General features: G+C 36.2%; 20 protein-coding genes and 1 pseudogene. 15 read left to right on the top strand and 6 right to left on the bottom strand.

The annotated features are described in order from the left end of the window. Positions 1-316, top strand: a pseudogene (locus H1P_RS36160) (recombinase family protein); the annotation flags it as partial. 203 nt (positions 317-519) lie between these two features. Here H1P_RS36160 and H1P_RS15895 read toward each other — a convergent pair. Then, entirely contained in the window at positions 520-1,317 is a 798-nt protein-coding gene (locus H1P_RS15895) for an alpha/beta hydrolase (protein ID WP_144868973.1), read from the bottom strand. A 91-nt stretch (positions 1,318-1,408) separates the two neighbouring features. On the opposite strand from H1P_RS15895, the gene H1P_RS15890 reads away from it, so the two are divergent. Further along, entirely contained in the window at positions 1,409-2,248 is an 840-nt protein-coding gene (locus tag H1P_RS15890; protein WP_144868970.1) for a fatty acid desaturase, read from the top strand. 361 nt (positions 2,249-2,609) lie between these two features. Here the strand turns inward: H1P_RS15890 and puuE are convergent, their stop codons facing one another. After that, entirely contained in the window at positions 2,610-3,518 is a 909-nt protein-coding gene (puuE, locus tag H1P_RS15885; RefSeq protein ID WP_144868967.1) for an allantoinase PuuE, read from the bottom strand. 339 nt (positions 3,519-3,857) lie between these two features. Here puuE and H1P_RS15880 point away from each other — a divergent pair, with 339 nt between their 5' ends. The 12 genes from H1P_RS15880 (at position 3,858) to H1P_RS15825 (ending at position 18,674) form a co-directional block, all read left to right on the top strand. Continuing rightward, positions 3,858-4,820, top strand: a complete 963-nt coding sequence (locus H1P_RS15880; protein ID WP_144868964.1) for a pentapeptide repeat-containing protein — start codon at positions 3,858-3,860, stop codon at positions 4,818-4,820. 206 nt (positions 4,821-5,026) lie between these two features. Continuing rightward, positions 5,027-6,208: a hormogonium polysaccharide biosynthesis glycosyltransferase HpsP gene (hpsP, locus tag H1P_RS15875; RefSeq protein ID WP_144868961.1), complete on the top strand. Its 1,182-nt coding sequence runs from the start codon at positions 5,027-5,029 to the stop codon at positions 6,206-6,208. Between the two features lie 12 nt (positions 6,209-6,220). After that, positions 6,221-6,631, top strand: a complete 411-nt coding sequence (locus H1P_RS15870) for a hypothetical protein (RefSeq protein ID WP_144868958.1) — start codon at positions 6,221-6,223, stop codon at positions 6,629-6,631. A 308-nt stretch (positions 6,632-6,939) separates the two neighbouring features. Then, positions 6,940-8,349 (top strand): trigger factor, encoded by a 1,410-nt coding sequence (gene tig, locus H1P_RS15865; RefSeq protein WP_144868955.1) that lies wholly within the window; start codon positions 6,940-6,942, stop codon positions 8,347-8,349. Positions 8,350-8,771: 422 nt separating this feature from the next. Continuing rightward, positions 8,772-9,434, top strand: a complete 663-nt coding sequence (gene clpP, locus H1P_RS15860) for an ATP-dependent Clp endopeptidase proteolytic subunit ClpP (protein WP_144868952.1) — start codon at positions 8,772-8,774, stop codon at positions 9,432-9,434. A gap of 34 nt (positions 9,435-9,468) precedes the next feature. Then, the gene (gene clpX / locus H1P_RS15855) at positions 9,469-10,818 is read left to right on the top strand and encodes an ATP-dependent protease ATP-binding subunit ClpX (RefSeq protein ID WP_144868949.1); all 1,350 of its coding nucleotides are present in this window, start codon (positions 9,469-9,471) and stop codon (positions 10,816-10,818) included. A gap of 105 nt (positions 10,819-10,923) precedes the next feature. Further along, the gene (locus H1P_RS15850) at positions 10,924-11,583 is read left to right on the top strand and encodes a ComF family protein (RefSeq protein WP_144868946.1); all 660 of its coding nucleotides are present in this window, start codon (positions 10,924-10,926) and stop codon (positions 11,581-11,583) included. Positions 11,584-11,988: 405 nt separating this feature from the next. Next, entirely contained in the window at positions 11,989-13,698 is a 1,710-nt protein-coding gene (gene ureC / locus H1P_RS15845) for an urease subunit alpha (RefSeq protein ID WP_144868943.1), read from the top strand. 619 nt (positions 13,699-14,317) lie between these two features. Continuing rightward, on the top strand, positions 14,318-14,971 hold the full coding sequence (locus H1P_RS15840) for a type II restriction-modification system restriction endonuclease (RefSeq protein ID WP_144868940.1): 654 nt from the start codon (positions 14,318-14,320) through the stop codon (positions 14,969-14,971). A gap of 15 nt (positions 14,972-14,986) precedes the next feature. After that, on the top strand, positions 14,987-16,498 hold the full coding sequence (locus H1P_RS15835) for a DNA methyltransferase family protein (protein ID WP_144868937.1): 1,512 nt from the start codon (positions 14,987-14,989) through the stop codon (positions 16,496-16,498). A 168-nt stretch (positions 16,499-16,666) separates the two neighbouring features. Continuing rightward, positions 16,667-18,010, top strand: coding sequence for a hypothetical protein (locus tag H1P_RS15830; protein ID WP_144868934.1), 1,344 nt, complete (start codon positions 16,667-16,669; stop codon positions 18,008-18,010). Positions 18,011-18,122: 112 nt separating this feature from the next. Beyond that, a complete protein-coding gene (locus H1P_RS15825) occupies positions 18,123-18,674 on the top strand; it encodes a DUF4340 domain-containing protein (RefSeq protein WP_144868931.1) in 552 nt (183 codons plus the stop codon). Between the two features lie 228 nt (positions 18,675-18,902). Here H1P_RS15825 and H1P_RS15820 read toward each other — a convergent pair whose 3' ends face one another. The 3 genes from H1P_RS15820 to H1P_RS15810 all read right to left on the bottom strand — a co-directional run bounded on the left by H1P_RS15820 (position 18,903) and on the right by H1P_RS15810 (position 21,206). Next, positions 18,903-19,358, bottom strand: a complete 456-nt coding sequence (locus H1P_RS15820) for an NUDIX hydrolase (RefSeq protein WP_144868928.1) — start codon at positions 19,356-19,358, stop codon at positions 18,903-18,905. A gap of 171 nt (positions 19,359-19,529) precedes the next feature. After that, positions 19,530-20,915: an argininosuccinate lyase gene (argH, locus tag H1P_RS15815; protein WP_144868925.1), complete on the bottom strand. Its 1,386-nt coding sequence runs from the start codon at positions 20,913-20,915 to the stop codon at positions 19,530-19,532. A 75-nt stretch (positions 20,916-20,990) separates the two neighbouring features. After that, positions 20,991-21,206, bottom strand: a complete 216-nt coding sequence (locus tag H1P_RS15810; RefSeq protein WP_144868921.1) for a hypothetical protein — start codon at positions 21,204-21,206, stop codon at positions 20,991-20,993. Positions 21,207-21,359: 153 nt separating this feature from the next. Between H1P_RS15810 and H1P_RS15805 the strand changes: the two genes are divergently transcribed. Then, positions 21,360-21,626, top strand: coding sequence for a hypothetical protein (locus H1P_RS15805; RefSeq protein ID WP_186375993.1), 267 nt, complete (start codon positions 21,360-21,362; stop codon positions 21,624-21,626). Here the strand turns inward: H1P_RS15805 and H1P_RS36155 are convergent. Further along, positions 21,598-23,358 (bottom strand): S-layer family protein (locus H1P_RS36155; protein WP_186375992.1); only part of this gene is annotated, 1,761 nt, incomplete at its 5' end. The two genes, H1P_RS15805 and H1P_RS36155, sit on opposite strands and share 29 nt — an antisense overlap.

Genomic DNA, 23,358 nt, shown 5'->3' with positions numbered 1-23,358 from the left:
CGAACAAGAAATACAAACAAAAAAAGATATTTTATCTCACATATCAACATTACTAGCTCAAAATATTTTAGATGAGGAAACTGCTAATATACGCCGTTATAAAATACAAACTGAAATATCTACTCTCGAAAATAAAATTAATCAACTACCACCAGAAAACTTAAAAGCGATCGCTAGTACTGTATCTTTACCTCAATTTTGGTTTGATTTGTCTGAAGCAGAAAGAAGATTTTATTTTCGTGAATTTATTAAACAAGTTGAAATTATTCGTTTAGAAAATAGCATTTGGGATTTGCAATTAGTGTTTATTTTTTAAGCTGCATAACCTCAGTTCGACAAAAACATAAATTTTTAGCCTTTCTACGAGATAATGATAATTTCAGCTTACCAAAGAATCGGGCTTTGAGCCTCCGTCGAACTCACGTTGTATAATATTTTCTCGATTGATAAACGGTTTTTTACTAAATTCTTAATATGCAAATTCTCAACTGTAACGACTTGGTTTTCTTCGTGAACTTATTATTTGTCTAGAAAATCAATAACTTCTTGCCACCAGGTTTCTTGATAATTGAGGGGAAAGCTATTGTGTCCAGCATTTTCAAATATCCAGAGCTTTTTTTTACTTTCTACCGATTCATATAAGTTTAAGCCAAATTTGGGCGGTATTACCTCATCTTTTTCTGCTATTAAAATTGCTACCTTTCCTTTAAAGGATTTTAAATTATTAAGACTATCAAATTTATCTAATAGCAACCAACGAACAGGAAAATACCAATAAATACTTTGTGCTAAATTAGCTAAAGAATCCCAAGGAGTTATTAAAACAATTGCCTCTACTGGTAATGTAGAATCTGCTACGGTAGCAGCAACCACACCACTACCTAAAGACTCTCCCAAAAGATAAATGGGAGTTCCATATTCTCGATCTATACTATTAACTATTTCTCTAGCATCAGCAATAAAAACTGCTTCACTAGGCTTTCCTTTTCTATTTCCGTAACCTGGATATTCTGCTAATAAAACACGATAACCTCTAGCTGTTAAGGCACGAGAGTAATAGGTACGATTATAGGCTGTACCAGCATTACCATGAAAAACAATAATTGTTCCTTTAGGATTTTCTTGGGATTTCGTAGAAATAAACCCACGGTAATCATCATTTTCCACCTGCCAATCTTGTAAACCTTCTGTTTGTAATAATTGTTCAGTAGGTAAACTATTAGTAGGGAAATATAATAATTTCCTTTGAGCAAAAAATAAAGCTATTGTCAAAGATAAATAGATGACTAAAGTAAAAGCAATAAACCTGAATAACATTTAGTTGACTCTTGATGCCGAAAATCCCAAATTAATTCTCAATTACAGCTTATTTCGATTAAAATAGGGTGTTTGCAAATATGGATCTTTAATGTTTGTTAGAAAAAAAATCGACTACTACCCTATAACTATCATTGTACTAATATTCGCCCTCGATTTATTAGTTTTTTTCTTTAGTCCTTCTTGGCTACTAACCCTGTTTTACGGCTTTATAAGCATTTACATCAAAGGTTTTACTTGCTCCTTAAATCATCATCATCAACACTATAAGTTTTTCTCAAAACAGTGGGCAAACCGAGTAATCGAATTTATGATGGGCTTGCAAACTGGCATAGTCGGCGAACTGTGGGTACTACACCATACTTTAGGACATCATCAAAATTATCTCGATCAAAGTAAAGATGAATCTGGTTGGAAGAAAGATAATGGCGAAACCATGAATGTTGTCGAGTACACTATCAATGTTGGTAGTACTGCTTATGCGAGAGGGTTGAGAGTTGGTAAAAAATATCCTCGTGAGCAAAAACGTTTAATTCAAAATATAATAGTTACTCTAGGTGCGATCGCTTTATTTGCCTGGATTAACTGGTACAATGCCCTTATAGTTTTTATCCTTCCCATGCTAATTTTGCTCTACGCTACAGCCTTTGACACTTACAAGCATCATGCTGGACTGGATACAAACGACCCTTATCAAGCAACCTACAATGTAATCGATCCTACTTATAATTGGTTTACCTGTAATTTGGGTTATCATACTGCCCATCATCTTCAATATGGCAAACATTGGGCTGAACTTCCTCAATTACATGAAAAAATAAAAGATCAAATTCCTCAAGAATTTTATAGAGAAGCTGGTTTTCCTTTTCCTCAGATTACTAAGTTAACTACCAAAATTTCTTTGTTATCTAAATCATGGGAACGTTGTTAATTTAAGCTATGAGGTTTGTAGCTATTAGCTATTAAATAGCTTTTAGCTTTTAGCTCTAAGCCCTTCGGGTTCGGGCGCGTTCCTTGGCTGCTGAGACAGCAGCAGGGTCGCCCTCACTTTAAGCTAAAGAAGGGTCGAATTCCCTCTCCCAAAGCGTGAGATTAGTATCTCTTGAGGAGTGCGAGCTTCTTTGAAAGATGCCTAGCTGATAGCTTATGGCTTATGGCTTATAGCTAATTGACATAAATGTCTTTAAGGGGGAAAATGCTGAATTCTATTGCACTCCCTTATTGATTGGTAAAAGAATACCATTGAACCTTACATAACACAGTTGGTTATTATGCTTCGATTTAGTAACGTCTTATTTTTCAAAAGAATGATGTTTAATCCAGTGTTGAGCGATATCAAGACGACGACAAATCCAAACTCGCTCGTGGCTTTGAACATAGTCAATAAAACGAGCTAAAGCTGCAATTCTTCCTGGTTTTCCTGCTAATCTGGCATGAAGTCCTACAGACATCATTTTAGGTGCAGTTTCCCCTTCAGCGTACAAAACATCAAAGGCATCTTTGAGGTAAGTGTAAAAATCATTGCCACTATTAAACCCAGGAGCAACACAATATTTCATATCATTATTATCAAGAGTGTAGGGAATGACTAGATGGGGTTTATTGGCAACTTCTACCCAATAGGGTAAATCGTCATTATAAGCATCAGAATCATATAAAAACCCCCCCTCTTCTGCAATCAGACGGCGAGTGTTCAAACTAGGTGCATAGCGACAATACCATCCTAAAGGGCGATCGCCTGTTAAGTTTTTTAAAGACGCTACTGCTTTGGTAATGTGTTCTCTTTCTTCGGCTTCATCCAGTAAATGATAACCAATCCACCGCCAACCATGACAGCAGATATCATATCCTGCATCGACAATTGCTTGGGCTGCTGCGGGGTTTCTTTCTAATGCTAGTGCTGCGCCAAAAATAGTTACTTTAAGATTTTTGTCGGCAAAAAGACGCATTAAACGCCAAAATCCTGCTCTACTGCCATATTCGTACACAGATTCTACCTGTAAATCCCGCATTCCCTTATCCATAGAAGAGCCAGGAACTTCCCTTAAGTAAATTTCCGAAGTTTCATCACCATCGGGAATCGAATACTCCGAACCTTCTTCATAGTTAAGCACAATCTGTAAAGCTATTTTGGCATCTCCTGGCCATTGAGGATGGGGAGGATTTGCACCGTAACCGATTAAATCTCTGGGATAAGACATAAATGAAGTCTAGGTTGATAAGTTTGGTTGTACTGGTAGATTTTGCTACTAATTTTCAAAATAGCCAGTATTAATTTCTTATTTAGAGTACTTGTATACAACACGCAAAATAAGCTAGGATTTATGATTAAAAGCGATCGCTAAATCTGCAAAAAGCTTCCGTCTCTGTATCGCTCAAACCTTTATAATGTCCTGCCATTAATCTTTACTCATACTTGAAAAGGAATAGTTTACTTTTTCGGATTGCTGGGATAGGTTCGTGGCAATTTTTCACCACGAATCGGGAACTATAAATTTAGATGTTTTATCTTCTTATTACTTATATAAAAACTTAATTAAATGAATGGTGAAGAGTTATTATGGCACTACCAGACTGGAAGAAGAGATTTTAGTCGTACAAATCTCAGCCAAGCAGAAATTATTCAAGCAGATTTACCAGAAATCGATCTTAGTCGTACTGAACTAGATTGGGCAAACTTAAGCGGAACTAACTTAACTCAGGCTAATTTGAATCGTGCTGATTTAATTCATGCCAAGCTCATTAGTGCCAAATTAGCAGGTGCTAGCTTGAAAGCAGCAGATTTGGCTCACTCAGATTTAAGCTGGGTTAATTTGGAAAACGCGATCATGACTCGTATCGATCTAAGCGATGCAAATCTCAAACAAACTAATTTAAGTGGTGCTAATTTAACAGATGCAAATCTCAAAGGAGCTAATTTGAGTGGAGCCAACCTTACTGGAGCAAATCTCAGCCGTGCCGATCTCAGTGATGCTGATTTAACAGGAGTCGATTTGAGTGGAGCAAATCTCAGTCGTGCTGATTTAAGTAATGCTAACTTAGGTGGGGCAGATTTGACTAGAGTTAACTTAAATAAAGCAGATTTAAGCGATAGTAACCTACGTAAAGCAAATTTATACAAAGCTACCCTTAAAGGAGCTAATTTTCGTAATGCAAACCTTCGTGCAGCCAGTCTAACTGGAGCAGTATTAAAAGAGGTTAGTAGTAGTTTAGCTACTATTTCCGAATTAAATCTTCCTGGTGTCAATCAACCAAGTCGAGTAGATTTGCGTTCTGCTAATTTAAGTGGAGCAAATTTGAATGGGGTAAATCTTCAAGATGCCAACCTAAGATTTGCACTGTTGTATAAAACTGATTTACGACAAGCTAGTCTCAAAAGCTCCAGCTTAATTGATGTTTACCTAAGAGGTGCCGATTTGAGAGGTGCTAATCTTCAAAATAGCGTTTTGAGTGATATTAATTTGAAAGGGACAATAATGCCTGATGGAAGTGTGCATCCTTGAGAAGTTTTCCGATAAAGCAATTGGTAAGGCTATTTTGTAATTATTATATCTTCTATTTGAAATGCGATCGCATATTTAAAACTCTCCTAATCCAGATTAATAAGCCTGAAAATCACAAGAATGTAGTGGGAAATAGGTAAAGAAAAAAGAGGGTTACTATAGTACTTTAAAATAGTTTGTTTCTTCTTTTTCTTGAGAAAAAAGCCATGAAAATTCTGCAAATAGTTCCTTCTATATCCTTGGTATATGGAGGTCCCAGTCAAATGGTATTAGGACTGTCTGAGGCTCTTGCTAATCAAGGAATAGAGGTAACATTAGTTACTACCAATTCTAATGGGGATGCGGGACAACCTCCTTTAGATGTGCCTTTGGGGAAGCCTATTAAGCAGCATGGTTATGAAATCATTTATTTTCCTTGCTCTCCTTTCAAGCGTTACAAATTTTCTCTCGATCTCTTGCAATGGTTAAGTAATAATGCAGCTAATTATGATTTAGCTCATATTCATGCCTTATTTTCTCCTGTCAGCACTTTTTCCGCTACGGTTGCTAGACAAAAGAAACTTCCTTATGTTTTGCGTCCTTTGGGTACTTTAGATCCCGCAGATTTACAAAAGAAAAAACTGCTTAAAAAACTTTATGGCTCGTTACTGGAAAAACCTAATTTAGCCAGTGCTGCTGCGGTACACTTCACCAGCGAAGAAGAAGCCAAAGTCTCAGAAAGATATGGTACAACTACTAATGATTTAATCATTCCTTTAGGGGTTAAGATTCCTGATAACTTTCCTGCGCCAAAAACTGCGCGGGAACAGTTTGGTATCGATGAGACTGTACCCTTAATTTTATTTATGTCTCGTATCGACCCGAAAAAGGGTTTAGACTTATTGCTTCCTGCTTTAAAAACCTTGCAGAAAGAAGGCTGGCAATTTCATTTTGTGTTAGCGGGAGCAAATCCTCAAGACCCAGTATACGAAAACAGTATTAAAGAGCAAATTACCAATTCACCTTTAGGAGATATCAGCACCATCGCAGGTTTTGTCCAAGGAGAAGCCAAGCTAGCCTTACTTCAAGATGCCAATATTTTTGTATTGCCTTCTTACTACGAAAACTTTGGTATTGCTGTAGCCGAAGCAATGGCGACGCAAACCCCTGTGTTAATATCGAACAAAGTACATATCTGGGAAGCAATTCAAGATGCTGGTGCGGGTTGGATAACCCCTTGTAACCAAGAAAAACTAACCGAGACTTTGCGTAAAACCTTACAAAATTCTCAAGATTGGGAACAAATTGGCAGCAATGCACGTAATTTAGTAAAGGACAAGTATAGCTGGAATGCGATCGCAAAACAACTAATTACCGCTTATTCCCAATTAACTACAAAACAAACTTAAACTAAATTAACTATGTTTCAAAAAATTTTAGCCTTAAGTATTGCCACAGTTGCTCTAGTTATTACTCCCAATGTAGCTGATGCAGAACAAGTGATTATCCAAAGTGGCAGCAGTGGAGCCAGCGCAGAAGGGAGAAATAATTTGGGAGTTAGCGGGGTTAGTCAATCCGCAGAACAAAGAAGAAGCAACTCAAATAATGCTGATAATCCTAACCAAACGATCATTCAACACGGTAATGTAAACAGCAATGCGAGCGGTAAAGACAATAATGTGGTGGGCAATACTAATCAATCCGCACGACAAAATCAATCTCGTTCTTCCCGCGAGCAATCAGCAATTCAAGACGCTTCAGGAAACTATAGCGGAGTTGGGAAAAACAACACTGTTAATGGCAACATTAACCAGTCTAGCGAGCAAAATTAATTCAACAAGCACCTGTTACGGGTTTCAAGAGTAAGAGCAGAAACAATTAAAAATTGTTAACTATTGAGAGTTGGTTATCTTCTTGCTCTTCTTTTCCCAAGCAATTTTCGTTCATCTTGATTCCTTTCCTGACTTCTGACAAAAAAACTTAAATAGACTTATAATTTGATGTTGCAAATGAACTAAAAGCGATCGCTAAATTGGTATAAATAGAACCAAACTTACTACTCTTAAGGTTCTTTTTAAATTAATCGCTCGCTTATCAATTCATAATTAAACCAAATAGAGAAAAAATAATAGAAGCATCGATGAAAGTAACCCAGGAAAAATTGCCAGATAGTCAAATTGGCTTAGAAATCGAAATTTCAGGCGACACTTCTCGCAATACCTATGAAAAAGTAATTAGTCAGCTTGCTCGCTCCAGTAACATTCCTGGGTTTCGTAAAGGTAAAGTTCCCCGTCCTGTGCTGCTACAAAGAATGGGAACACAACGCATCAAAGCAGCAGCCCTAGAAGAAATTATTCAAACCAGTTTGGCAGATGCACTAAAACAAGAAGACATTAATGCTTTGGGTAACTATACCCTGCGTTCTAGTTTCGATGAATTAGTTCAACAATACGAACCAGGAGAAACTTTAGTGTTTTCGGCTGCCGTTGATGTTGTCCCATCTCCCGAACTAGGAGACTATCAAAATCTGAGCGTCAAAGCAGAAGAATCCCAATACGAATCTCAGGAGTTGTCAGACTATCTGGAGCAACTGCGTAACCAACAAGCAGATGTAGTTCCCGTGGAAAACCGTGCAGCAGAGTCAGGAGATATTGCTATTGTTGATTTTGCAGGAAAACTGACAGAGGGGGAAGCAGCAGGAACAGAAATTGAAGGTGGTACTGCGACGGACTTTCAAGTAGAGTTAGTAGAAGGCAAATTAATCCCTGGCATGATAGAAGGGATTATTGGTATGAAACCAGAAGAAACTAAAGAAGTTGCTGTTACTTTCCCTGAAGATTACCCCAAAGAAGAATTAGCAGGACAACCCGCAGATTTTAGTATTACTCTCAAAGAACTTAAAACCAAAGAATTACCAGAACTCGATGATGACTTTGCAGAAGAAGCAAGTAACGGCGAACATGAAACGTTAGCTGCTTTTAAAGAAAGTTTGGAAAAACAGTTTCAAGAAAAAGCAGACAATGAAACCAAAAATAATATCAATAATGCCCTTATTGAGGTTCTATTAGAACAGTCTCAAGTAGAAATACCAGAGACTATGTTGCAAGAGGAAGTAACTCAGGTATTAACTCAAACCCTGATGCAAATGCAGCAAATGGGACTTGATGTCAAACAGATAGTTAATTCTGATACCGTACCTAGGATGCGAGAAAATGCTCGTCCTGAAGCAATTACTAACTTGAAAAAATCTTTGGTTTTAGCAGAAATCGCTGCCCAAGAAAATCTCAAACCTGACGAATCAGCCATCAAAGATAAAATGGCAGAAATCAGCCAAGAACTTGTCGATCGAGAAATCGACCAAGAAAAGCTCAGAACTATGGTAGAAGAAGACCTCACCACTGAAAATACCCTTGATTGGCTAAGAGAAAAAGCACAAGTAGAACTTCTTCCTCCAGGTTCTTTAGCCGAAGCCGAAGAAGCTGAATCTGAAGAGACAGAAACTGAATCTGAAGGTGCAGAAGCAGAATCAAATCCTGAAACATCTGTATAAATCATAATTAAATAGTTAAGGGAAGCTAAAATTTTTTTGATAGAATCAAATTAACTATTTTCTAGATAAAGATGGCACTCCCTTAACCTTAGTTTCTACATAACTTAAGTCGAAAACAGAATTAAATTTATGTTAAAAAAGCTGAAAACCAAGTGCAGTGAACCTTAAAAGTTTACTATTGCAATCTAAATTACCCTACATCAGAAGTCGCCTTTTTTGGTTATCTCAGTATTTTTTAGCAATCAAATTTCCGAACACACTATCTACTATGGAGATTAAAAACCTTATAATAACTACAGAGTTCGTTGTTGTGTCAAATTAATTGGGTTGTAATATACTACAAGTAGATTTAGTTTAGACTAAGAAGTATTACAGGAAATTTCCCAAAAATCAAAGTTAGTCACTAAGATGTCTTAAAATATATGGTTCAGTCCCTTTCTCCTTACAAAAGTTTGGTTGGTCGCAATCGTCTGGAAGTTTATTCTTTGAGTAACAACCTACCAATGGTTGTCGAACAATCTGGTGTTGGCGAACGAGCCTTTGATATTTATTCTCGATTGTTGAGGGAGCGTATTATTTTCTTAGGTGTTCCCATAGACGACAAAGTTGCCGACTCAGTAGTGGCACAGATGCTATATCTAGAAGCCGAAGACCCTGAGAAAGATATTCAAGTGTATGTCAATTCTCCTGGGGGTTCAGTTTACGCAGGAATGGCAATATATGACACAATGCAACAAATTCAACCCGATGTAGCTACTATTTGCTATGGTATTGCTGCCAGCATGGGAGCATTTCTACTCTCTGGTGGAACAAAAGGAAAAAGAATGGCATTGCCAAGTTCACGAATTATGATTCACCAACCTTTGGGTGGCGCACAAGGGCAAGCGGTGGACATAGAAATCCAGGCAAAAGAAATTCTTTATATTAAAAAGAAACTTAACGAGTTGATTGCCGACCACACTGGTCAACCCTTTGATCGTATTTCTGCCGATACCGAAAGAGATTTTTATATGTCTTCAGAAGAAGCACAAAAATACGGCTTAATTGACCATGTGATTAGCAAACAACCTTCTCCAGTAACCTAATCTCATCTTTAATTACCAGTTTTAAGAGGTGTATATGTCTAAATACGACTCCCATCTAAAATGTTCATTTTGTGGCAAATCTCAGGAGCAAGTACGCAAACTAATAGCGGGACCTGGGGTCTATATTTGTGACGAATGTGTAGAACTATGTAACGAAATTTTAGATGAAGAGTTGATGGAAGAAGGGGCATCAGTCTCCAGTACTAGCTCTACTTCAGAAAGCAGACCTCATAAAAAACGCACTCCCTCTGAAGGGATTTCTTTTCGTGACCTTCCAAAACCCATTGAAATCAAGCAACATCTTGATGAACACGTAATTGGACAAGAAGAGGCGAAAAAAGTTCTTTCAGTGGCAGTTTACAATCACTACAAGCGTCTTAGTTTAGCTGGCAAGGGAAAGATCGAAGATGAAGACTCAGTAGAACTACAAAAGTCTAATGTTTTACTGATTGGTCCTACTGGTTGCGGTAAAACTCTCTTGGCTCAAACCCTAGCCAAAATTTTAGAAGTACCTTTTGCAGTAGCAGATGCTACGACCCTAACTGAAGCTGGTTATGTAGGAGAAGATGTCGAAAATATTCTCTTACGCCTTTTACAAGTAGCAGATTTGGATGTTGAAGAAGCTCAACGAGGTATTATTTACATCGATGAAATAGATAAAATTGCTCGCAAGAGCGAAAATCCCTCGATTACCAGAGATGTTTCAGGAGAAGGGGTACAGCAAGCTTTACTCAAAATGCTAGAAGGGACAGTAGCCAATGTCCCGCCCCAAGGAGGACGCAAACACCCCTATCAAGACTGTATCCAGATTGATACCAGCAATATTCTGTTTATTTGTGGTGGTGCATTTGTTGGTTTGGAAAAGGTAGTCGAACAAAGAGTCGGTAAAACCAATTCGGTAATGGGTTTTGAGATTGACCCTTCCACAGATATCAATCAGCCCAAAGAAGAAAGGTCTGCTGGTTTGCTACAACAGTTACAACCAGATGATATGGTTAAATTTGGTATGATTCCTGAATTTGTGGGTCGTATTCCTGTTATGGCAGCCTTAGAACCACTAGATGAAGAAACCCTAATCGGAATTATTACTAAACCCCGCAACGCTTTAGTCAAGCAGTATCAAAAACTGTTGCGTATGGATAACATTCAACTGGAGTTTGGCGAAGATGCTATTAAAGCCATTGCTCAAGAAGCTTATCGTCGTCGTACTGGTGCAAGAGCTTTAAGGGGTATTATAGAAGAGATTATGTTGGATTTAATGTATGAGTTGCCATCTCGCAAAGATGTCAAAAAATGTACTATCACTAAAGAAATGGTAGAAAAACGCTCTACAGCAGAATTATTAGTTCATCCTGCTTCCTTTAGAACTTCTGAATCTGCTTAAATCATTTATCAGAACAGTATTTATGTCTGGGCAAATAGTATTAGCATATTTCTTAATTGTTTTTGATTAATGAATACAAGCTTAATACAGTTTAAAAAATGATAAATGCTAAAAAGTTTTCTTTCTCTGTGGCTGAAGTTTCCCTGTCCCTTGTGTCAGAGAATAGCAGAAGATACTATTTGTGAATATTGTCAGAAAAAACTAGCCAGTTATCAATTTTCTAATCCTCAGCACAACTGGATTGGCAAGATACCCCTATTTGCTTGGGGAAAGTATGATGGTGAATTGAGTAGGGGCATAGCCAAGTTAAAGTATGATAATCATCCTGAAATTGGTGTTTTATTGGGTAATTGGTTAGGTCAAAGTTGGCTCAAAAATTGTCCTGTTAATTCGCAACAAAAACTAACAGTTTTACCTATTCCTTTATCTCAAAAAAAGTTAAAAACTAGGGGGTTTAATCAAGCAGAATTGATAGCTAAAGACTTCTGTAAAGTTACTAAATATACTTTAGTAACCAAAGGATTAATAAGAATTAAAGATACTAAAGCTATGTTTGGTTTGAATTCTCTACAAAGACAAAACAATATTAAAAATGCCTTTAGAGTAAGTGATACTTGGCAACAAAATCCTCCTAATTCTTCTGTTTTACTCCTTGATGATATCTATACTAGAGGTACAACAGTCAAAGAAGCAGCCAAGGTATTACATCAACATAACATTAAAGTAATTGGTGCGATCGCTGTAGCTAAAACCATGAAAAATTAATGCTTTTAAAACAGCAGTAGCTCGAAAACTCAAACTTTTTGTGAAGCACGCCCGCGTGAATATGCTGATTGGCTTCGCAACATTTCCGCCCACTAAATAGTCATAAACAGTTAAACAAAATCCAGATTTACTATAAATATATAAATAGTATTCTTTTAGTCTAATAGTATCGCCGATGGTGTTTTTGTAAGACATATTTCATAATTTTCAATTACCCAACTATTTAATAAAAAGCGATCTCACCAAAGTCGAGGCTCGATGCGGACAGCTTAGCTGGCGCGTGCGCGATCGCATTTCTCTAAATTCTTAATATATTCCTATCTCCTGGTAATAATCACAATTAATTCCTTTAATCTACTGTAGGGGCGAATGGCATTCACCAGATCAATATTAGGAATTGCAATTATGAGTTATCGGATGGATCGTCGGGCTTATGCTGATACCTATGGCGCAACAACAGGCGATCGCGTAAGATTAGCAGATACGGAGTTATTTATTGAGGTAGAACGGGACTATACTACCTATGGTGATGAGGTAAAGTTTGGTGGTGGTAAGGTAATTAGAGATGGTATGGGGCAGTCCCCCATATCTAGGGAAGATGGGGCGGTAGATACTGTGATTACCAATGCTTTAATTTTGGATTGGTGGGGAATTGTTAAAGCAGATGTGGGGCTAAAAGACGGCAATATCTGCAAGATTGGTAAGGCGGGAAATCCTTACATACAGGATAAAGTAGATATTATTATCGGAGCTAGTACCGAGATAGTTGCAGGAGAAGGAATGATTCTCACTGCGGGGGGTATTGATAGCCATATTCACTTTATATGTCCCCAACAAATTGAAACAGCGATCGCTTCGGGAATAACTACCATGATTGGCGGGGGTACGGGACCTGCTACAGGAACAAATGCTACTACTTGTACTCCTGGTGCATGGCATATTTGGCGGATGCTGCAAGCTGCGGATGCTTTCCCGATGAATTTGGGCTTTTTAGGTAAGGGAAACAGTGCCAAACCAGAAGGCTTAGTAGAACAACTTTTAGCGGGTGCAATGGGATTAAAACTCCATGAGGATTGGGGTACAACTCCTGCTACGATTGATACTTGTCTGACAGTTGCAGATGAATATGATGTCCAGGTAGCCATTCACACCGATACACTCAACGAGGCGGGTTTTGTAGAAAATACCATCGCTGCTTTTAAAGATAGAGTAATTCACACCTATCATACCGAAGGTGCAGGAGGAGGACACGCCCCCGATATTATTAAAGTATGCGGACAAAGTAATGTTTTACCTTCTTCCACTAATCCCACTCGTCCTTTTACTGTTAATACCTTAGAAGAACATCTCGATATGTTGATGGTGTGTCACCATTTAGATAAAAGCATTCCTGAAGATGTGGCTTTTGCTGAATCTCGTATCCGCAGAGAAACCATTGCAGCCGAAGATATCTTACACGACTTGGGCGCATTTAGTATGATCGCTTCGGACTCTCAAGCAATGGGAAGAGTGGGGGAAGTGATAATTCGTACCTGGCAAACGGCACATAAAATGAAGCTACAGCGTGGTAGCTTGCCTATGGATGCTTCTGGAAATGATAATTTTAGAGCAAAGCGTTATATAGCTAAATATACTATAAATCCCGCTATTGCCCACGGAATTAGCGATCGCGTAGGCTCAATCGAAGTGGGCAAACTAGCCGATCTATGTCTCTGGAAACCTGCTTTTTTCGGTGTTAAACCAGAGATAGTAATCAAAGGAGGAGCGATCGCCTGGTCACAAATGGGCGATCCTAATGCTAGTATACCCACACCTGAGCCTGTATATATGCGTCCTATGTTTGGTAGCTTTGGCGGTGCTATTGCAGCCACTTCTCTTACTTTTGTTTCTCAGGCTGCTTTAGATGCAGGAATTCCCGAACAAATAGGTTTAAAACATTCTGCGGTTGCTGTTAGTAATACCCGCAATTTGAGCAAAGCAGATTTAAAATTAAATGAAGCGACACCCAATATTGAAGTGAATGCAGAAACTTATGAAGTAAGAGCCGATGGCGAGCTTTTAACCTGTGAACCTGCATCAGAGTTACCAATGGCACAAAGATATTTTTTGTTTTAGTTTTTTTTATAGGGATGATTAATGAATTATCCCTGTTAATACAAATCAAAATACAGATTGTGTCGTGGATAATTTATAGTAAAACATAAAAATTTAAAGTAGAATTTAAATCAGAATGGGCATTGCCCATCCTACGCATGGTGTTTTTATTTATTGCTTACGATTTTTTTATTAACGACTATTTTCAATAAGAGAGATTATCAAACAGATAAATAATATTAATTCAATGAAATTGATAACACTATCAAGCAATCGTAATAAGTATAATAAATTTAGAAGAAATTAGCTGTTCTTTCTCCTGTAGTTTCTCCTAACCATAATAAACCATTTTAATTTTCAATCTCATCAATTCCTATATCATCCAGATAAAGCTTTAGATAACCTAGAGGAAAAGATATAAGAATAACATAAATTAAATACACGATCGCAGCAATTATTCTAGTTTGAGTAAAAATATAAATCAAAAATGATACTTTCGCTAATAAGATAATAATTGAGCTTCAAGAAATAACTAGAGGAAGAAAAAGCATTAAATCCATAATTTATTATAGTAATTAAAATATCGCCAATTAAATTGGTATGTAAATCCTATAATTACTTATTATTTTGGTAAACACATATGAATCCAGAATTGACAATAGGAACACTAATTCAAGAAGCTGCAATTTTTGCTGAAGAAGAAAACCAACACAATGAACCATCTTTATATGGAATTACTGATGGTAAAGCTGTAGGGACATATTTAGAAAAAAAGTTCAAAGATTATTTACAACGATTGTATCAATACGAAATTGGTAACGCAGCATCGGGAATTGATTTTCCCAGTCTTGATGTAGACATGAAAGTTACCAGTATTAAACAACCTCAATCTTCTTGTCCTTTTAAATCGGCTCGTCAAAAAATTTATGGACTGGGATATAGTTTACTTATTTTCGTTTATCAGAAACAAGATAACTCTGAGAATAAGACATCTCGGTTATTAATTCAGAACACGATATTTGTAAATAAAGAGCGTACCGCAGATTATCAAATGACTCGTGGCATATTAGAAATATTAGCTAGAGATGGTAATCAAGATGACTTAATGGCTTTTATGTACGATCGCAATTTACCCGTAGATGAAATAGAAGCGAGTAACATTGCAGAAGCTATACTCAGTAATCCACCACAACAAGGTTATTTAACTATTTCTAATGCTTTACAGTGGAGATTACAATATCGTCGTGTTATTCAACAAGCAGGAGAGGTTGATGGTATTTATAAAATTAGATAATATTTACAATATAATATGAAAACCAACAATAAATTTAAAAAACAAGAATTTGGTGATTTTCAAACTCCTTACGAATTAACATCTAAAATATTACAGCTTCTTAAGAATATTGATATTAATCCTCAGTCTATAATTGAACCAACTTGTGGAAAAGGTAATTTTATCATATCCGCTATTAATACTTTTGATAATCTAAAAAGCTGTATAGGAGTAGAAATTAACTTAGCCTATATTAAAGATATATCTAATGAATTAAAAAAGCATAAAAAATCATCTGTTGTTAATCTGATTAATGATAATTTCTTTAACGTTAATTGGAATCAAATCTTAGCAGATATACCTAAGCCATTTTTGATTTTAGGAAATCCTCCTTGGGTAACAAATTCTGAATTAAGTAAAATTAATAGTAATAACTTACCGCAAAAATCTAATTTCCAAGCATATAAAGGATTAGAAGCCTTAACAGGAAAAAGCAATTTTGATATTTCTGAATGGATGCTCTTGCAACATTTACAATGGCTAAGAAAATATTCAGGTACAATAGCCATGCTTTGTAAAACTTCAGTAGCTCGTAAAGTATTAACTTATGCTTGGAAAAATGATTATTATATTGATAATAGTAGAATATATGAAATAAATACTGCTAAATATTTTAATGCTGCTGTTAATGCCTGTTTATTAATAATTAGATCGAACCAAGGTCAATTTCAAAAACAATGCTTCTATTATGATAATTTAGATAGCAAGCAAAACTCTAAAATTTTTAGTTATCAAGATTCACAATTAATAGCAAATACAAATCTATACAAGAAAACAAAGCACTTACAGGGACAAGAATCTTTTTATACTTGGCGATCGGGAGTTAAACACGATCGCTCTAAAATAATGGAACTAAGAAAAGAAGGAAATGTATATATCAATGGCTATCAGGAAGAATTACACTTAGAAGAAACTTTAATCTATCCTCTATTAAAAAGTTCTGATATTAGCAGGGGAAATACTAATACTTGCCGTAAATATATATTAGTTACTCAAAAATATATTGGTCAGGATACTCAATACATAAAAGATATTGCACCTCAAACTTGGAACTATTTACAAAAGAATCAACATTTGCTAGATAAAAGAGCTAGTTCAATTTATCGTAATAGACCTCAATTTTCTATTTTTGGTATAGGAGAATATACCTTTTTTCCTTGGAAAGTTGCCATATCAGGGTTATATAAAAAGCTAAAATTTGAAGTTATTAGTTGCATTGAGAATAAGCCTATTATTCTAGATGATACTGTCTATTTTTTATCTTGTAAAACTGAAAAAGAAGCAATTTTTTTGTCAAAAATATTAAATTCATCAGTTGCTCATGATTTTTATGAATCAATGATATTTTGGGATAATAAAAGACCAATCACTATTGAACTGTTAAAAAAAATGAGTCTACATAAATTGTCTCAATTAATGAATCTAGAGCATCAATATTTTTTATATGCCAAAGATCGTAATACTAATCTAAATGCCATTATTTTTTGATTTTATATTGTTTCTCTTTTTTTAAAACAAACCATATTGTAAAAGTAAAATAAAAGCTTTTGTAGTGCGATCTTGTTTTTGGTTTTGAAAAGCGATCGCTTTAGTTGACTTCAAAATCAATAAAATATATTATGTTCCAATAATCGAGAAAAATAAATATCTATTCTAATGGAACAGTTATTTTCAATTAAACCAGATGCTACGGCAAAAGATTTAGAAGAATCAATTAAGTCAAACGCCAATAACATCGAAGTTTGCAAGCAAGTAGCAAAACATCCCAACACATCACCAAAAACACTAAAAGAGTTATTTGGGCTAGTTCCTGTAGAAGTATTAAATAATCCAATAATTGATTTGTTAATACTCGAAAATCCTAATTTTTTAACAGATTTATGTAAAAGCTGTCCTGATTGTTTTCAAGATGTTCCTCTACCACTATTTTTTCTAGAATGGGCTATTAATCATGCTGATAGTTGGTTGCTTTGCTCAATTGCCATCGCGACAAAAACACCTGTATCTATATTAGAAAAGCTGGCATCGTACGACGATCGAGAAGTTCGCTATCAAGTTGCCAGAAATCCTAATATATCAGAGAATATTATTGAAAAGTTAGCCAAGGATAGCGATCTTGATGTTCTTAGAGGTTTAACAGAAAATCAAAAAACACCTTCTCATGTTTTAGAAAATCTAGCATCAAATAAACACAGCTATGTTCGTTGTTTTATTGCCAGAAATCCTAATATATCAGAAGATGTTATTGAAAAATTAGCCAAGGATAGCGATCTTGAAGTCCTTCGAGGTTTGGCAGAAAATCAAAAAACACCTCATCATGTTTTAGAAAATCTAGCATTCAATAAACACAGCTATATTCGTTCTGTTGTTGCAATAAATCCCAATATATCAGAGGAGATGATTGAAAAATTAGCCAAGGATAGAGAGATTAAAGTCCTTCGAGGTTTAGCAGAAAATCAAAAGACACCTCATCATATTTTAGAAAATCTATCACAACATCAAGACAATAGTATTCGCCAAGCTGTGGCAAGTAATCAAAACATATCTTTAAGCATTATGAAACAATTTCTAAGAGATAAAAGCAATTCGGTCAAAGCTGCTTTAGCTCGAAATAAAAAAATGACCTTTATTTTTTTGAATGAATTAGCTAAAAATGCAATTAATAATCAAGACACCAATGAAATACTACCAATACTGTTGAGTATTAGACTAAATCCAAATATTACTTTAGAGTTAGAAGAACGACTATCTCAAATTTGTATTAAAACCTTTCAAAAATTGAATTCATCTCAACCATTTACTTTAGATTTTAATGAAATAAGAGAATTTACAGATCTAGAAATGAAGCGTGTTTCCTGGACAAAAGAAATAGGAAGAAATTATTTACTAAAGACCTATGGTAAAAAATCGCGTTTACACTTGACAGATCGAGAATTAATCGAATTTTGTCAACATATTATAAACCTACCAACATCAGAAAAAATCAAAAAATCTACTTAAGAAATGTCTTGCTTTTTTTGTAGTCATCAAAGTATATTCTTAATTTTTTTATCTAAATCTAATTGTTATCAATCTTATTGTATAAAATATTGGCTAATCTTATTGACTTTTTATGAAATTACAAAAAAGCACTTTATTTTTAGTATTGATTGCCATAATATTAGGAGGTTTAGTTTATCTTGTTGAAATTAGAAGCGAGCAACAGCAACAAGAAATAACTATCCAAGAACAAAAACTATTTAATATTAATGTTGAGAATATCAAAAGAATTATTATTCAAAAATCAGATACCATTTTAGAATTTATTGCTAGTGATAATAGTTGGCAAATGATTCAGCCTGAAAAATTGATAGCTAGTGATGGGGTGATGGCATTTTTATTGGATTTAATTGCCGAAGGTAAAAGCGATCGCATTCTGGAAATAGCTCCTAATCAACTATCACAATATGGTTTAGAATCACCCATTGCAACTATCACTATAGAACTAAATAATGGTCAACAGCAACAAATATTACTAGGAAAAGAAACAATCGATCCAAAATTAATTTATGCCCAAGTAATTACAGATAATAATAAGTCAACAATTGAAATAGTAATCGTATCTAAAAATTGGCAATATGCTATCGATCGCGATTTGGCAGAATGGCAAGATAGTAATATTTAGTGGTTAGTTATTAACAAAATAACTGTTACAGCGAATTTAATTTCAATTTGAGACAGTACAATTCGTCCACAGATAAACACAGATAAACACAGATGTCTTGGTGCGCGTTCCCTAGATGAGTAAAACTCATCGGGGTCGCACCGCAAACACAGATAAGTTAATTCTATTCGTTATAAAATCAATGGATAATATGATGTACTAGATAGTTGCGCAAGACGCTGTAACTAATTAAGCGATAATAGTTTCACCTTTAAAATAATCTTCTAATTGGCGATCGTGATCGTGACAAAGGTTTCCTAAAGGTAGTTCTTCTGGTTTGAAAGCTTTAACTTGTAGAACTTCTAACTTATCTTCTGGTTCTAAAATACCATCAGCCTCAACCTCTACTAATACAGAAATTGAATGAATGCGAGGATCGCGATCTGGTGCAGAATAAACTCCTGCTAAACGACGAATTTTAGTTAGTTTTAATCCTGTTTCTTCTTTTAATTCTCTAGTAGTAGCAGTAGGTATATCTTCACCCCAATCTACTATACCCCCTGGTAAACCCCATTTACCCGTATCGCTGCGTTGAATCAAAACAATTCGACCATCGGGTAATAAAGGAACAATCGTCGTACCAACAATAGGATGGCGGAAAATAATACCAATTACTGTAGAAATAAATCGCCAAGAACGACGCATAATAAATTATTAGTTAGTGAAAATAATATGTAACAAAAAATAATTAAGATAATTTTATTTGGGGTATCAGGTATTAAAAAATCAGTTTTAAAACCAAAGTTTTTGCTTAATTCATGTTACCTGTTACCTGACAAATTTTATTTTTTATCTAAACCCCCTAAATCTATTTAGTTATTGTTTTAACTCAGACTTAGCGTTAGCGATTGCTATCTTAACTTGCTCGAAACCCGTACCGCCATAGCTATTACGGGCAGAAACTACGGTTTTAGGCGAGATCGCTTCATAAATATCTGTGGCAAAAGCAGGATGAATTTGTTGCCATTCTTCTATGGTTAAGTCTTTTAGTAGCTTACCTTGAGCCAGACTGGTTTTTACTACTTTTCCTACTAAGTTATATGCTTCGCGGAAAGGTACACCTTTGGTAGCTAAATAATCGGCGACATCGGTAGCATTAGAAAAATCTTCTGCCACTGCACTATTGAGTCTGGTTTGATTAAAGATAATGCCTTCTGATAATAATATAGTCATCGCTTCGAGACAGCCTTTAACTGTTTTGACAGCATCAAAAATGCCTTCTTTATCTTCTTGTAAATCTTTATTGTAAGCTAAAGGCAATCCTTTCATAATTACTAACAAAGCTTGTAAATGACCGAAAACCCTACCTGTTTTACCTCTGACTAATTCTGGCACATCAGGATTTTTTTTCTGAGGCATAATACTAGAGCCTGTAGCACAGCTATCTTTAAGAGAGATAAAGTTAAATTCTTCCGAAGCCCAGAGAATCATCTCTTCACTCAAACGGCTCAGATGCACCATAATTAGGCTGGCTGCACACAAAAATTCAATGGCAAAATCACGATCGCTGACTCCATCGAGACTATTTTCATAAATACTCTCAAAACCCAGTAATTCCGCGCTGTAATGGCGATCGATAGGAAAGGTAGTACCAGCTAGCGCACCACATCCTAAAGGAGAAATATTAGTTCTTTTCAAAACATCTCCCAGTCTCTCCCAATCTCGCTGCGCCATTTGCACATAAGCCATTAAATGATGAGCCAAACTGAGGGGTTGCGCTCTTTGAAGATGGGTATAACCAGGAATCAGGGTTTCAATATTATTTTCGGCTAAGTTTAATAATACACTTTGAAATTCTCTTAAATAAGTTCTAATTTCGTTGATTTCTGCTTTGAGATACAATCTGATATCTGTGCCTACCTGATCGTTACGAGAACGCCCCGTATGAAGCTTTTTACCCACATCTCCTAAGATTTCTGTTAACCTTCTTTCCACTGCAAAGTGAACATCTTCCGCATCCACTCCTGGGTTAAACTCTCCTTGACGATATTCCTGGCGGATCTTTTCCAAACCTTGCTCCAACTGTTGGGCTTCTTCCTCTGAGATGATACCCGTTTTTGCCAACATTTTGGCATGAGCAACAGAACCAGTAAGATCGTATTCTATTAATTCGATATCAAAACCGATACTCGCATTAAAAATTGCGATCGCAGGGTGTAAAGCCGATTCAAAGCGATCGCTCCAGGTAGTTTTTTTAGTCACAACCAATCACTAAATATAGTTCAAGTTCTCTATTTTAGCTCTTCGCTCTTCGCTCTTCGCTTTTTTGTTGATAATTTAGTAATTAGTCAAACCCTTAAAAGCATAACCTACAAATACACCAACTAATAAAGCCCAACATTGACCAGTTTCGACAAAGTTCTTCCAAGCTTCTTCCATATCTCCGATGAGATCGACATCATCAAAAGTCTGAGCCAGAATAGTTATAGAATGATGGGAAAAATCTCCCAGATTAAAGGCAAAATCTACAAAGTGCCAGTGAAAAAGATCCATAATTTGGTAACTAAATATAGTAAGTTCGTTATAAATTATCGCGATCTTAACTTTAGTTACTTTTTCTCACCTCGTTGTTTACACTGGGAAATTGAGACGTTGAGGATCTCAGTGTAAAGTAATTTATTATACGGGTTCGTTGCTGGTTGTTGGTTGTTGGTTGTTGGTTGCTGGTTGTTGGTTGTTGGTTGTTGGTTGTTGGTTGCTGGTTGCTGGTTGCTGGTGGCTGGTGGCTGGTGGCTGGTTGTTGGTTGCTGGTTGTTGGTTGCTGGTGGCTGGTTGTTGGTTGCTGGTGGCTGGTTGTTGGTTGCTGGTTGTTGGTTGCTGGTGGCTGGTTGTTGGTTGCTGGTGGCTGGTTGTTGGTTGTTGGTTGCTGGTTGTTGGTTGCTTATTATTCGGGATTTGGAGCGCAATTACTGAAATTGGGGAAAAAGTGAGAATTGGCTGTGGTGGCGAATAATTCAATCTTACCCCGATGATTTACTTTCCAAGCTTGGGCTTCTAAAATTGGAGTCTGTGGTAACAATTTTCTCTTGATATTAGAGTTTGCTCCTTGATTGTCGGTAGCATCTCGATTTATCAGCCTTGTATCTTGCCAAACCGTTTGATTTCTCAGAGTTTGAGTCGGATTTTCTGGTAAACCACCTTTTCCTGAGAGGGCGAAATCATTGCCGACACCACAACCAGAAGTTACTTGCTGGGTAGCATCGATTGGATTGATTGGTAATGCAGTGAGTTCGATTAAGCGATCGCCATTTAGGATATCGATTCTAATATTGCCATCTAAACCAAACTGAGAACTAGCAGAGATACTACTGTCAAAATCAACAAATAAGCCTTGGGTTGTAATGGTTATGTTACCGCCATTGCCTTGTATTGCGTCGGCAATAATTTGACTGTTGTTTTGCAAAACCAGATTATCACGATTGTTAATCATAATATTACCCCCTGTAGCTGTTCCGATAGCTTGAGCGGTAATTTGATTATTGTTTCTCAGAAAAATATTATTAGTTGTCAGATTAATATTGCCTCGATCGCCTACATTCACAATTGCTTCTATAGTGGCATCAGAATCAAGATTTAACTGATTAGCGGTAATATATAAGTCTCCAGAATTACCACTCCCTAAGTTACTCACGGAAATTTGACCGTCATTAGTAATCTGAAGTTCATTAGTTTCAATTTTGACACTACCACTATTACCTATAGTATCAGGTTGAGCATTGGCAAATATACCACTAAAAAACACTCTGGGTTCATTTTCTGGACTAGAAATCTTTACCGTACCATCAATGGTTAATGATTCAGAAGCACGAATCATCACATCGCCAGCATTGCCCATACCGAAAGTTTCGCTAGTAATTCGTCCTCCATTTTGTAGAGAAAGATTATTAGTTTCAATAGTTAAATCACCAGCATTTCCCGTAGCTCCTAGCTCTGCCGATGTCAAAATTAGCGAATCATCAATCACAATCTCAGAAGCTTGAATCAGTAGATCGCTACCATCACCCGCACTAAATGTTCCTGCATCTATTAGTGAGCTATCTCGAAGCGCAAGGCGATCCGTTTCAATAGTTAAATTGCCAGCATTTCCTATAGAATCTTGATTTGTCGATGAAGAAATTCTCGCACTATTCATTAGTTCAATATCAGAAGCTTGAATTAAGATATCACCCGCATCACCCACACCAGGAGCATCAACCACATCACCCAAACCACTGACACTAAATATTGATGTATTTATTTCTGCATTCTCTCGAAGTAAAAGGCGATCTGTTTTAATCGTTATATTCCCAGCATCACCCGCACTAAATGCTATTGCAATTATGCCTGCACCACTTCCCATTAAAAGGCGATCTGTTTCAATAGTGACATTCCCAGCATCACCCGCACCAATTGTTCCTGTACTTATGACTGACTCATCTTGAAGAAAGAGATTTCGGGCTTTGATTGTAATATCCGCACCCTTTCCTGTGGCTCTGGTTGAAAGACTGGCGTTGATATTACCACCCTCCTCAGAATCGAGGCTCGTCAATTCTATATTGTCACTGGCAACGAGAGATATTTGACCTCCACTCTCCGTACCTAAAGTAATATTTAAGATATCAGAGCCATTTTGCAACCGAATATTTTTTCCTTGGAGTCGAATGTT

Source organism: Hyella patelloides LEGE 07179, from assembly GCF_900659865.1.
In the GTDB taxonomy this organism is placed as follows: domain Bacteria; phylum Cyanobacteriota; class Cyanobacteriia; order Cyanobacteriales; family Xenococcaceae; genus Hyella; species Hyella patelloides.
Note: the sequence above shows the minus strand (reverse complement) of the source record. Positions and strands in the feature narration are given on the sequence as shown.

Excerpts from the sequence above, each read along its gene's own strand:
- H1P_RS15890 (WP_144868970.1), top strand. The coding sequence starts at position 1,409 with ATGTTTGTTAGAAAAAAAATCGACTACTACCCTATAACTATCATTGTA.
- H1P_RS15840 (WP_144868940.1), top strand. The coding sequence starts at position 14,318 with ATGAATCCAGAATTGACAATAGGAACACTAATTCAAGAAGCTGCAATT.
- H1P_RS15820 (WP_144868928.1), bottom strand. The coding sequence starts at position 19,358 with ATGCGTCGTTCTTGGCGATTTATTTCTACAGTAATTGGTATTATTTTC.
- puuE (WP_144868967.1), bottom strand. The coding sequence starts at position 3,518 with ATGTCTTATCCCAGAGATTTAATCGGTTACGGTGCAAATCCTCCCCAT.
- clpP (WP_144868952.1), top strand. The coding sequence starts at position 8,772 with ATGGTTCAGTCCCTTTCTCCTTACAAAAGTTTGGTTGGTCGCAATCGT.
- H1P_RS15895 (WP_144868973.1), bottom strand. The coding sequence starts at position 1,317 with ATGTTATTCAGGTTTATTGCTTTTACTTTAGTCATCTATTTATCTTTG.
- H1P_RS15850 (WP_144868946.1), top strand. The coding sequence starts at position 10,924 with ATGCTAAAAAGTTTTCTTTCTCTGTGGCTGAAGTTTCCCTGTCCCTTG.
- tig (WP_144868955.1), top strand. The coding sequence starts at position 6,940 with ATGAAAGTAACCCAGGAAAAATTGCCAGATAGTCAAATTGGCTTAGAA.
- H1P_RS15830 (WP_144868934.1), top strand. The coding sequence starts at position 16,667 with ATGGAACAGTTATTTTCAATTAAACCAGATGCTACGGCAAAAGATTTA.
- H1P_RS15810 (WP_144868921.1), bottom strand. The coding sequence starts at position 21,206 with ATGGATCTTTTTCACTGGCACTTTGTAGATTTTGCCTTTAATCTGGGA.
- hpsP (WP_144868961.1), top strand. The coding sequence starts at position 5,027 with ATGAAAATTCTGCAAATAGTTCCTTCTATATCCTTGGTATATGGAGGT.
- H1P_RS15870 (WP_144868958.1), top strand. The coding sequence starts at position 6,221 with ATGTTTCAAAAAATTTTAGCCTTAAGTATTGCCACAGTTGCTCTAGTT.
- H1P_RS15835 (WP_144868937.1), top strand. The coding sequence starts at position 14,987 with ATGAAAACCAACAATAAATTTAAAAAACAAGAATTTGGTGATTTTCAA.
- H1P_RS15825 (WP_144868931.1), top strand. The coding sequence starts at position 18,123 with ATGAAATTACAAAAAAGCACTTTATTTTTAGTATTGATTGCCATAATA.
- ureC (WP_144868943.1), top strand. The coding sequence starts at position 11,989 with ATGAGTTATCGGATGGATCGTCGGGCTTATGCTGATACCTATGGCGCA.
- clpX (WP_144868949.1), top strand. The coding sequence starts at position 9,469 with ATGTCTAAATACGACTCCCATCTAAAATGTTCATTTTGTGGCAAATCT.
- H1P_RS15880 (WP_144868964.1), top strand. The coding sequence starts at position 3,858 with ATGAATGGTGAAGAGTTATTATGGCACTACCAGACTGGAAGAAGAGAT.